The sequence below is a fragment of the Caldisericum sp. genome, from assembly GCF_049967455.1.
Classification (GTDB): domain Bacteria; phylum Caldisericota; class Caldisericia; order Caldisericales; family Caldisericaceae; genus Caldisericum; species Caldisericum exile_A.
The window spans coordinates 1-11,071 of record NZ_JBMFSR010000031.1 but is presented as its reverse complement, the minus strand read 5'-3'; the positions used below and the strand labels follow the sequence as shown (position 1 = coordinate 11,071).

Genomic DNA, 11,071 nt, shown 5'->3' with positions numbered 1-11,071 from the left:
TAAAAAACAAAAAGAATAACTTATCACTTTTATTTGTCATTCTGAAGCCAATTTTCATTTGTCGTTCCGAAGCCGAAGGCGAGGAATCTCCTCAGTTTGATTATAAATGTGCTGTTTTTTTAACCACTCCAAAATCTAAAATCTTTTTGCTTAGAATTTAATGAAAAGATTTAAAATACTTTCTTGTAAATTCCTCAAAATAAAGTGTACTTAAAAGATATCTTAAAGGATATTTAATCATTGTTTGATAATTTGTATAATATAGTATGAAAATGTGGAAAGTGCTTGTATTAATGGGTGTCTTGCTTATCATATTTGGGCTTATTGTTATGCTTTTTGAAAATTGGAAGTTTCGACTTCCAGGTGATATTTACGTTAAACGTGATAATTTTGAGTTCTACTTTCCCATCACAACTTCAATTTTAATTAGCCTTTTACTAACTCTAATCTTGAATCTAATCTTTAGAAAATGACTTTTCTTATTTTATATTTGTTTTGCTTAAGGATTTTTGGTTCTTTTAAATGAGATTAGCCATGTAAAGTTTTAAACTAAAGCAATCTTTTGATATTGACTTGAATAAAATTTAATAAAATTTTTCTATAGATATAATGTACTCAAAGTGAAGAAAGGAGGCATTATGGAATTACAAAAGAAAGTATTAGTGACTGTATTAGTTCTGTTGCTATTATCATCCTTGATGAGTTTTTCTTCTGCTCCAGTTAATGCAGTTGAAGCTTCAAAGTTGTCAAAGAGTTTTAACCAAACACAGCTCACAACAAACGACTATGTGAATGTAATTGTGGAATTAAAAGATGATCCTGTAATTACCTATTCCTTGAAGGAAAAAGGTGATTCAACACTTTTGTCTTTTGGAAGGAGTATTTCTGCTAATGATTATGAAAAAATGCTTACCGAGAAACAGCTTGAACTATTCAGACAGATTAAGACCATCTCACCTGACGCTAAACTTGGATATAGATACCAGTATACCTACAATGGTTTTGCTCTTTCCATAAGAGGTATAGATCTCAAGAAAATTTCACAATTAGACCTTGTTAAAAAGATCTATCCAGGCAGAACCTACACAATTTCTGACGATGTGAGTAATTCTGTGATAGGTGCAAATACCGTTTCACAACAAATAAAAGATGCAAAAGGAAACCCTGTTGATGGCACTGGTATAGTTATTGCCATAATTGATACAGGTGTTGACTACACTCATCCAGATTTGGGCGGGGGATTTGGACCAAATTACAAAGTTATCGGCGGGTATGATTTTGGTGATAAAGATCCAGACCCTATGGATTTAAATGGGCATGGAACACATGTTGCAGGTATTGCAGCGGCAGATGGTAAAATAAAGGGTGTGGCGCCTAAAGCAAAAATTCTTGCATATAAGATCGTTGCAGGTGGTAGCAGAAATGCATCTACTGAGAATATTATTGCGGGAATTGAAAGGGCAGTAAAGGATGGAGCGAATGTTGCGAATCTTTCTTTTGGTTCGGGAAGTCTTGGTACCTCTGACCCTGAAGATCCTGAAAATAAAGCATTTGATACTGCAGCCGACGCTGGGGTTCTATCTTCAATTTCAGCCGGCAATCAGGGAGCAAGATGTCAAACAAAACCATATCCTTTAGGAGCTCCATCGGGTGCAAGGAAAGTGCTTTCAGTTGCAGCATCAGATGATGGTGTTCATCCTGCAATAAACATAATTTCTCCTAATGTTCCCTCAGGCCAAGGTTTGATTCTTGGAAATTATGCTGATCTTTCTCCTGCTTTCCCAAAAGATCAAGAATTTGAAGTAGTTCCATGTGGCTATGGAAGAACTTCCGATTTTGAAGGAGTGAATGTTAAAGGTAAAATTGCCCTCATATCTCGTGGTCCAATTGGTCCAAATGCAATTTATTTTAGAGATAAGGACTTAAATGCTAAAGAAGCAGGAGCGGTTGGTGTCATAATTTATAACAATATGCCTGGTATTGTTTCGCCTACCTTTAATGTATCTCCAGGTGATGAAAAAAAAGAGTATATCCCTGCAATTTTTGTAACTCAAAGTGATGGTCTCTTCCTTAAAGATCTTGTAAATAAAGGATTGAAAATTAAATTTAGTGATATCTCAGGTCTTGGTACAATTGCTTCGTTTAGTTCTATGGGTCCTGCGGCTGATTTTTACTTTAAGCCAGAAATTGCAGCACCTGGTGTTGCAATATATTCTACAATTCCTGGTGGTGCATATGCAAGTTGGAATGGTACCTCAATGGCAGCACCACATGTCGCAGGAGCAATTGCTCTTTTTAAACAGGCACATCCTGGTTTTGCTTCTGAAGATATAAAGGCCGCACTAATGAACACAGCAGTTATACTCAAGAACTATCAAAATAATGAAACTATAACATGGCTTTTACAAGGATCCGGTCGGGTAAATATTGCAAATGCAATAAATACTCCTGCAGTTATTAAGCCGTATGATATTTTAATGAAGACAGATTCGCTTGCCCCTGTTACCCTAACTATTAAAAATGTGAGTGGATCAAGCCAAACGTTCTCAGTTTCTTCAGAATTTACTCTTGGCAATTCTTCTGGATTAACTGTAAATATAGATCCAGCAAAAGTTACAGTTGCTTCTTACGAGTCTTCTACGATTAAAATCACCTTCTCGGTTGATAATACAAAACTTTCAAAAGGCCCACATGAGGGAGTTATTTGGTTTGATAATGGACAGACAAAGTTGCATGTGCCATTTATAATCTGGAATGGCGATGTTGAAATTCCGGAAAAACTTTATGATGTTAGTGCTTCTTCAAATGTTCTTAAGATTGGAAGCAACACAATTGATTTTAACTTTGCTTTTGGATCGGGTTCTGTGATACCTCCAACTGAGCCTAACGAAAGACCTGAGAGTTCAAATATCATAGACCAGGTCGAAATAAGAATAAAAGATCTTTACGGAAATACTATTGGGGTAATCTACAATAAATCTTTACTTTTCCTTGGACATTATAAATTTACTTGGGATGGAAGAGATATTTACGGAAATTATTTCTTAAAGAATGGGACATATGTGTGGCAAGTTGCGGTTGTGGAATCTAATAATGATCAACAAAACCCTATAATTGAAGATACCGCAACTGTTGAAGGTAATTTTGAGATTCAGAATGCACCTCAAAACACTTGCTCAGTTTCACTTGATAAACGATCAATAGCTCAGGAGGAAACTTCGAATGCTACTTTAAGTGTTTCTTTAAGCGATGCGATATCTTCTGTCAATACAATAGTATATTTCAATGCCAATATTGTAAAGGCAGAAAATGTTGCACTCAGCAGTTCTTTAAAACCTGATGATGTCGATACTTATTCTTTAAAGGTTGATAATCTTACGGGCGAAATTTTTGTGAACATTAAATTTAAGCAAGGTCATGAATTGAAGGGAAACTCAAGTTTGGTCTCATTTACATTGAGAGGAAAAGTTCCAGGCACAACGAATGTAGGTTTCAAGGAATCCAGTGTAACTGGCATAAACAATAATGGCATCCTATCGGTATTTGTTCCAACGCAAATTACAATAAACAAAGCCGAAAACCCATGGGATCTTAATAGGGATAAAAAGGTTGATGATGTAGATCTTGCACTTTTTAAACAGGCATTTGGAAGTGAACCAAAGGATTCAAATTATTTACCTCTTGCCGATTTTAACATGGATGGAGTTATTGATGGAAAAGATTTAGTAATATTGCTCTCCCATTTTGGGGAGACATACCCATAGGAAGGGGTGAGGACAATGAAGAGGACATTTTCCTTGTTAATAACTATTGCATTACTCTTTACAAGTATATCATTCTCAACTATTACTAAAGCAGATACAAAACCTCTGTATCAGGTTGGACTTGTTGGTATTCTCCCTGATGATTATATTGGTGCTTTTACGCTTCATACCGCAAATACATATGAAAGTGATTACAAAAGCGATCTTTCTTTTCCAATGCAAGGAATGACATTTACTCCTGATGGGAACCTTGTTGTCCTTGATACAAGCTATGGTAGAGTTCATGTTCTCGACAAAAATCTATACAATATCCTAACATTTGGTGATTTAGGATATGGTGGAGGAAGACTCCAATATCCTGCTGATGTTGCAGTCGATAAAGATGGTAATTTTTACATTGCAGACTTCTTTAATAACTACTTTGCAAAATTTGACAAAAACGGAAAATGGATTTTTAATGCAGGATCTGAAGGTTCTGGGAATGGTCAGTTTAATGGTCCTTCTGGTATTGCAGTAGATTCTCTTGGAAATGTATATGTTTCTGATCAATTGAATGGGAGGATTGAAGTATTTGACACCAATGGCAATTTCAAAACAATTCTTCAAACAGACGTTGTTGCGCCCGGTGGAATGTGTGTAGATTCTTCGAACAATCTATATGTAGTTGATATGCGTTCTTCAGTTGTTTTTAAGCTTGACGGTACTGGAAAGACTTTGTTGAAGTTTGGAAGTGCTGGGACTAATGATGGTCAGTTTGTATATCCATTTGATGTTTCTGTTGATAAGCAAGGAAATATTTATGTATTAGACAGAGGATTAGGAAATAAAAAACATGCTTGCGTTCAGAAATTTGATCCAAACGGTAAATTCCTTATGAAATTTGGTGACAATGCAACAAAAATCCCACAGCCGAACGGAACCTTCTTTACTCCTGGCGGTTTCGCAGTTGACGATAATGGCAATGTATTTGTAATTGACTCTGGCTATTTCTACAGCCCTGGAAATCCATTTGGTTATCCTGTTGGGATAAGACTTACACAGTTTGACTCTAAAGGAAATTTTGTAAGTAAAATTGACTTTAGCGAATATGCCAAAGGAAGACTTATTAACCCTTGGGCTGCTTGCGAAGATTCAAAAGGAAACATTTGGGTTACAAGTTGGACCAATTTTAACGATGTAGGCGAAGTTGATATATTTACCCCCGATGGAAAATTCATTAAGTCAATAAAAGGAATAAGCGACAAAGAGCCATTTAAGGCAATTGGAGGTATTGCATCTGACCACAATGGAAGCATTTATGTAGGACTTGGAGATTTTATTGCCAAGTTCGACGAAAACTTCAATTTCGTAGCGAAAATTGGTGCAGGGAAAGTTTCGAATGTTTTTGGTGTTGCGGTTGATTTCTCAGGTAATGTTTGGGCAGCAAGTAACGGAACTCAATCTATTGTAGGTTTTAAGCCTGATGGTACTTTATTGGGTCAGTTTGCACCAGCACATGCTCCAGTTGGCCTTTATATTGATAAGAATGGTAATTTCTACATTACAACAACCGATGATAACAAAGTATATGTATATGATTCCTCTCAAAAACTTAAAGGTTCTTTTGGCGGTGGAGGAAGAGGAAAAGGTAAATTCTGGGTTCCTTACGGCATTATAGTCGATAATTCGGGAAATATAATAGTTTCAGATACTGAAAATGGAAGACTCCAAGCATTTAAGGGAGATACATTTGATCTTATTTGGTCAACTGAAAGAGAATTTTATGAGCCTGCAATGCTAAGCTTTACCAAAGATGGCAGAATTCTTGTTGCTGATTGCTTCCATAATGTTGTAAGAATCCTTTCTTTTACTGCTCCTGAGCTTCCAAAATATGATTTTACTGTTAGGAGTTCATTGTCAAATGTCAAAGCCAAAGCAGGAGATAGTTTCAATTTTAATATAGTGATTAAGAATACCGGAAGCTCTGATGACTCTTACTCATTGAAAGTTGAAAACCATCTTCCGTCTTCTTGGACCTTTGTTATCAATACAAATAATATTTCTGTGAAGTCTAATGAAGCGGTACTTTTACCAGTTTCAGTAGCCGTTCCTTTAAGTGCAGCTCCTGAAGAAGGTGGCGAAGTTACTCTGACTTTTACCTCTAATGGTTCCACCAATCTATCAAAATCTATTACAATTTCTATCTTTACACCAGAAATTCCACCGGTTAAGGTTAGTTTTATAGGAGATAAAGTGCCACTTGGGAATACTGGAACGATCGATCTCTCAATTGATAAAGCAGAGGATCTCTATGGATTGGCAATTACAATTTCATACGACAATACAAAACTAAAAGTTTCGAAAGTTGAACCTGTCTTTAACCTTGGAGCAAACGCAGTTTTCTTGGAGAATCACGATAAGGCGGGCACAATTATTGTGGGGTACTCTCTTGTTGGTAAAGTTAGTGGTGTGTCTGCCTCAGGAAGCCTAATAAGAATTACGTTTACAGGAGTTTCTGAAGGTGACACAAATATAGTACCAACAGATGTTACTTTCTACAATAGTAAATTAGGTATCATAAGAACAGAAAGTAATCCAGTTACGCTATCAGTTTACAACCCTGCGCCGCCAACTCTCACTGTTGATTTTGAAAATGGAACTACAGTCAAAGATTCAAGTTTCTATATCACAGGAAAGACTGACCCAGGTTGCATAGTTACAATTAATAATACTAAAGTAAGTGTTGGAAGCGATGGTCGATTTGCTTACAGCATAATTTTAAGAGAAGGTGCCAATACAATAACAATTGTTTCAACAAATAAATATGGAATATCTAGTCAACTTACAAGAACTGTTTATCTTAAAACATCCACGGTCATAACATTGCAGATTGGATCATCTACATTTACAGTTAATGGTGTTCCAGGAACACTTGATTCCCCACCAGTTATTAAGAATTCTCGTACACTTGTTCCGATAAGGGCTATTGTTGAAGCAATTGGTGGCTCCATATCTTGGGATGGGGCTACGAGGAAAGTTACCATTGAATTAGGTACAACTACTATTGAGTTATGGATTGGTAAACCACAGGCGAAGGTAAATGGTGTAACAAAGTGGATAGATGATACTAATCATAAGGTAATGCCAGAGATAATTAATGGAAGGACTATGCTACCTCTTAGGTTTGTTGCAGAATCTCTTGGTGCAAAGGTCGAATGGGATGGAACAACCAAGACGATAACGATAACTTATCCAGCACCTTAAAGATTTATTTGTTTTATGTACTGGCAGAAGATTTTCTTCTGCCAGTTTTTAATTCTATTTAAGCCTCGAATAGACCTTTTTCTCTTTTCCTAAAAGCAAAAATTATTAGTCGTGAAAGTATTTAGGGGGCGGTGTTGTGCCCCCTCAAAATAATTGTCATATCGAGCGAAGCGAGATACCTTATCTGTTTACATCGGAGAGGTAAAAGTCCTCCTTACAACTTCCCCAAAAAGGAGGAGATTTCTCAGTCGCTTACGCTCCTTCGAAATGACAATTATTGGAAGAGGACATATTCCCCCTCTAACTCCCCCTGAAAGGGAGTAGATTTCAGAAATGATAAGTTTTCTTCAATATCGGAGAAGAAACTCATGAGAAGTATTCACTCCAATAGAATGTAAGTTTTCCACACTCAATTTAAAAATATTTGTAGTATAATCTGATTGTGGAAAAGTTCGATGTAATCGTTATTGGCGGCGGACCTATTGGATGTAATGTTGCAAGCAACCTCGCAAAAGCAGGACTTTCCGTTGCGGTAATTGAGGCAAAAACAAAAATTGGATTTCCAAACCACTGTTCAGGACTTGTCCCAATAGAGTTTCTTGAACTTACAAATTTAGATAAATCGCTTATCATAAACTATATAAAGGGAGCTAAGGTTTTCTCTTGTAAAGAAAACGATTTTCAATTCAAAAGAGATGTTCCTTACGCTGCAGTTATAGACAGAAGTAACTTTGATATCTTTATGGAAAGCAAAGCAAAAGAGAATGGTGCAAAATTCTTTTACAATGCACACATTGAAAACATAGACACAAAAAACGGAGATTCCTTTATTACACTTACAAATGGGAATATTTTTAATACCAAGGTTATTGTAGTTGCTACAGGTGCAACATCAGCAATTCAAAAGATGCTCAATGTAGAAATTGATGGAGAAACTATTTACACAGTCCAGGTAGATACAAAAATTTCGCTTAACGATACTGAAATTGCGTATATCTATATGAATAATCATATTGCCAACAATTGGTTTGCTTGGATTATTCCAACAAGTGATGAAAGTGCCCGTGTAGGTTTTGGCGATAATATTGGAAAAAACCTTCTTGATAAATTAGACATGCTTTTTAAAAACTGGAGTTTACTTTCAAATGCAAAAATTTCAGGAAAACCAGTTGTTTGGAGTATCCCTATAGGAATTCCCAAAAAAATCGCATACAAAAATATTCTTTTTGTTGGTGATGCTGCAAGACAGGTTAAGCCATTCTCAGGAGGTGGTCTTCTTACAGGATTTATTGCTGGGAATATTCTAAGTGAAACAATAATCGAAGCATTTAAAGATAATAGCAATAATTTCTTTAAAATTCTCGAAACTTATGATAGTCGCTCAAAAAAGGCATTAATAACCGAGTTTAAAAGAGAGATTTTTCTAAGAGATGTTTACATCTCACTAACTGATGAGGATAAAGACCAAATAATAAAAAATCTAAACAGCAAAAGGATATCTCAAATTTTGATACAATACGGATTTATGGATAAACCCGCTATTACAGGTATAAAGTTGCTATTTAACAATCCACAAATACCATTAATTTACCTGAAAAGAAAAATTTTAGGATAGGAACTTTTCCTTTTTAGGAAGAGCAGGCGAACCCACAAAAATGACTTTGCTTCGTGCCCTTGTTATAGCGAATGCAAGATTAAATTTGTCCTCAAAAACATTCGGAAGGCTTTCAACATCCACAAAATTTATTACAACAATTGAAGATTGAATTGCTTCCTCCACAAGAGAAACTCTCACACCTTCAACTTGATTAGTTTTCAATTGATCAATTATATATGCCTTTTGTCTCTCATAAGGCACAATTACCTCAATAGATGAACGATCTACCCCACCCTTCAGGAATTGAACAATAAGAGTCGTTGTGAAATTCGCCTCATTTTTGTTAAGTTTGTTTCTTTCAAATTCAACTGCACCTTTAACTTGAACAAACTGAACAACTTTTTCTGGATTCACAATTGGTATAAACTCACTTTCTATGTTTTCTTTATTGAGAATTTTAATCTCTGAAACATCTGAAGTTGCCTCTGAATTCAAAGCGTAGAACCTTAAGACAAACTTATGAATGAATTTATCAAAGCCAAAAACCTTTTTGAGTCTAAAAACTCTGCTTTCTTCAAGAAGATTTTCGTATGGTACTGTTTCATCATAAGTAAATACAATTATATTTTTCGTGAATGGTGCAAGATTTAAGATAGTGTTTTTATCAATATGTCTATCAAAATAAAAAATATAATCATACACCCCTTCGAGATTTTCAACACTCTTCTCAACAAGATTTCCAAAAACTTCTTTAAGAGATTTATAGAAACCTTTGGAAAAAATTATTATTTTTGCTCCTGGATATTTTTGCAAAAATTCCCCAATAATGTGTTTTTTACCAGTTCCAAAACTACCTTTTATAACAGCAAATACAGGTTGATCTGCAATTAGGTCTACAGGATTGTCAAAAAGTTTATCAATATGAGGTAAAAATTTACCATTTATAAGAAAATCCTTTAAAGTATCAGTAGCTTTTGTAATATTAATTATTCCCCTTACTTCTTGCTTAACGGTTTTAAGCGGTGTAATAAACTCAGGAGATACAGTCTTGTAGTCAACTGCGCCTGATATTGTATTAAAGTCAATTGATTTAACGATACCAAAAATCCTCATATTAAGAGGGGGTCTTTCAAAAAGCATACAAGGAGTGCCTCTGTCAAGATTTAATTCATTATCCTTAATATAAGCCTTAAATGCAAAGTCGTCAGACTCTGCATTGTAAATCCGTGTTGTCTCAATATCCTCAAGCCTTGATTCAAGAAGCTTTTTAATATGTTTGCGAACACTTCTAAATTCCTTGAGAAAATCGTTAATAGGCGCTTCAAAGATGTCCCTATGGTCAAAAAGGTAAGCATAATCGAGCATGTTTGGATTTGTTTTGTCATAATTGTTTCCAATAACTTTAAAGAATGAATAAACAAGGTTTGCAAACTCGTTTCTTTTTAAGAAAACTTGCTTCTTATCTAAAAGAGAGATCTTTTTTTCTTCAAAAGTACCAACGCTACTCATTACCAAATACTCTTCAAACTTAGAGGAAATAGCCTGTACTATGCCTTTTGTAAAATTATCTTCAAAAACAACAGGAAATCTCCCAAAGAAAAGCGCATCCTTAACGAAAAATCCGAAAGTTGTATCAAAAATGTATGGATAGAAACTGAATTTAGCCTTTATATCTTTTGGAAATCTCTCAACAAGGGTTTTAAAACGATTGCTCTCTTTAATACCTCTAACCGCATAAAAGATTTCGCCTTCAAAAGATTCTTTAAGAGAAGCACCATTAAAAATCTTGGATAAGGTTGATAAAGAATCCTCTTCAATTTCTTCAGGTTGAACAAGAAAACCAGGATAAAATGAGACAAAAGAATCATCAGTGAATAAAAATGTTTTACGAAGAGCTCCACGTTCTTCTTTTAGGTTTACAAAGCTCAATTTCTTTACACCCCACAATTGGGCAGGCTTTTCAAAAACAATATTAAATACACCACTATCAGTAGATAGCGTAATGCACTTTTTACCGGCGCTTTCAAACTCCCTTATTACAACTCCTTTTAAATTTGCCATCTTACCAAAATTATACAATTTATAAAAATAAATCAAAAAAATTTATTTGATTTTACAAATTTTATAAAAATGGAAGTTTTTTTAAAATTTTATTCTATAACAAAATTGCATAAAAATTATTACCAAATGAAGATTTTTTATTTGAATTCATCAAAGAAAACTTTTTTGCTTCAATCTCTCCCAAAAACTACCAATAAGAAATTTTTAACGGAGTTTATGGATGAGTTCAAATTTAAAGGCAGGATTTACAATTCTCTGCATCTAATCCCCCAAAAGGAGGAGATTTCTCAGTCGCTTGCGCTCCTTCGAAATGACAATCATTGGAAGAGGGCACATCCCCCTTCCAACTTCCCCAAAGGAGGAGATTTCTCACTTCGTTCGAAATGACTGGTTATGTTTATTCTGA

5 protein-coding genes are annotated in these 11,071 nt (G+C 35.0%); 4 read left to right on the top strand and 1 reads right to left on the bottom strand.

Annotated features, from left to right (window positions below; all coding sequences use genetic code 11):
• Window positions 1-266 precede the first annotated feature (266 nt).
• The 4 genes from ACP5SP_RS06340 (at window position 267) to ACP5SP_RS06325 (ending at window position 8,622) form a co-directional block, all read left to right on the top strand.
• Entirely contained in the window at window positions 267-473 is a 207-nt protein-coding gene (locus tag ACP5SP_RS06340) for a DUF2905 domain-containing protein (RefSeq protein ID WP_416085346.1), read from the top strand.
• A gap of 165 nt (window positions 474-638) precedes the next feature.
• Window positions 639-3,764 carry a S8 family serine peptidase gene (locus tag ACP5SP_RS06335; RefSeq protein ID WP_428076265.1) on the top strand — a complete coding sequence of 1,042 codons (3,126 nt, stop codon included), beginning with the start codon at window positions 639-641 and terminating at the stop codon, window positions 3,762-3,764.
• A gap of 15 nt (window positions 3,765-3,779) precedes the next feature.
• Window positions 3,780-7,007 (top strand): stalk domain-containing protein, encoded by a 3,228-nt coding sequence (locus tag ACP5SP_RS06330; RefSeq protein ID WP_428076264.1) that lies wholly within the window; start codon window positions 3,780-3,782, stop codon window positions 7,005-7,007.
• A gap of 442 nt (window positions 7,008-7,449) precedes the next feature.
• Entirely contained in the window at window positions 7,450-8,622 is a 1,173-nt protein-coding gene (locus ACP5SP_RS06325; protein WP_424587167.1) for a geranylgeranyl reductase family protein, read from the top strand.
• On the opposite strand, the gene ACP5SP_RS06320 is transcribed toward ACP5SP_RS06325, so the two are convergent.
• On the bottom strand, window positions 8,614-10,665 hold the full coding sequence (locus ACP5SP_RS06320; protein WP_428076263.1) for an AAA domain-containing protein: 2,052 nt from the start codon (window positions 10,663-10,665) through the stop codon (window positions 8,614-8,616). The genes ACP5SP_RS06325 and ACP5SP_RS06320 overlap by 9 nt on opposite strands.
• Window positions 10,666-11,071: the final 406 nt, after the last annotated feature.